The organism is Pseudomonas protegens, assembly GCF_003732485.1.
Classification (GTDB): Bacteria; Pseudomonadota; Gammaproteobacteria; order Pseudomonadales; family Pseudomonadaceae; genus Aquipseudomonas; species Aquipseudomonas protegens_B.
This window is the reverse complement of the sequence record NZ_MOAK01000013.1, coordinates 59,049-59,979: the sequence shown is the minus strand read 5'-3', so window position 1 is coordinate 59,979 and position 931 is coordinate 59,049. Positions and strand designations below refer to the sequence as shown.

Annotated in this window: 1 pseudogene; it reads left to right on the top strand. The window is 62.1% G+C overall.

What is annotated here, in order from left to right:
• Positions 1–236 precede the first annotated feature (236 nt).
• A pseudogene (locus BLX41_RS34125) lies at positions 237–931 on the top strand (TolC family protein); the annotation flags it as partial.

Genomic DNA, 931 nt, shown 5'->3' with positions numbered 1-931 from the left:
CCGATCTCAGCCTCATAGCAAGGCACCCCGACAAGAACCGGGCCAGTCTAGACAAAGCCGGGACAGAACGCCAACCCCCGTGCAATAAGCAGGATGAATGGCGTAATCAGCGGATTGTTGCGACCTGCCAGCGGCTCTACACTCCTTGCCCTGTGTCGAACCTTGACGCTCTATGGGTCGCGCCTTAGCCTTGGCGCCTGGATTATCTCCGTAATATCAACTCTAGGGATCGCCGAATGCTGCGCAAACTCTCACTGGCTGTTGCCGTGTCTTGTGCGTCCAATGGAATGGCCTGGGCAGCAGAAGCGCCTTTGACCACCAAGACCGACCTGGTCAGCGTCTACCAGGAAGCGGTGGACAACAATGCCGATCTGGCCGCTGCACGCGCCCAGTACGGCGCCCAAAAGGAAGTGGTGCCCCAGGCCCGCGCCGGCCTGCTGCCGAACCTCTCGGCCGGCGCGGACATGAGCAACACCCGCACCAAGTTCGATGAGCCGTCCATGACCTCGACCCGCAGCGGCAACGTCTACCAGGCAACCCTGGCCCAGCCGCTGTTCCGCGCCGATCGCTGGTTCCAGTTGCAAGCGGCCAAGGACATCAACGAACAGGCCTCGCTGCAACTCTCGGCCACCGAACAGAACCTGATCCTGCAAAGCGCGGAGAACTACTTCGCCGTGCTGCGCGCCCAGGACAACCTGGCCTCGACCAAGGCCGAGGAAGCCGCCTTCAAACGCCAACTGGACCAGTCCAACGAGCGCTTCGACGTGGGCCTGTCGGACAAGACCGACGTGCTGCAATCCCAGGCCAGCTACGACACCGCCCGGGCCAACCGCATCCTTGCCCAGCGTCAGGTGGACGACGCCTTCGAAGCCCTGATCACCCTGACCAATCGTGATTACAACTCGATCCAGGGCATCGTCCATACCCTGCC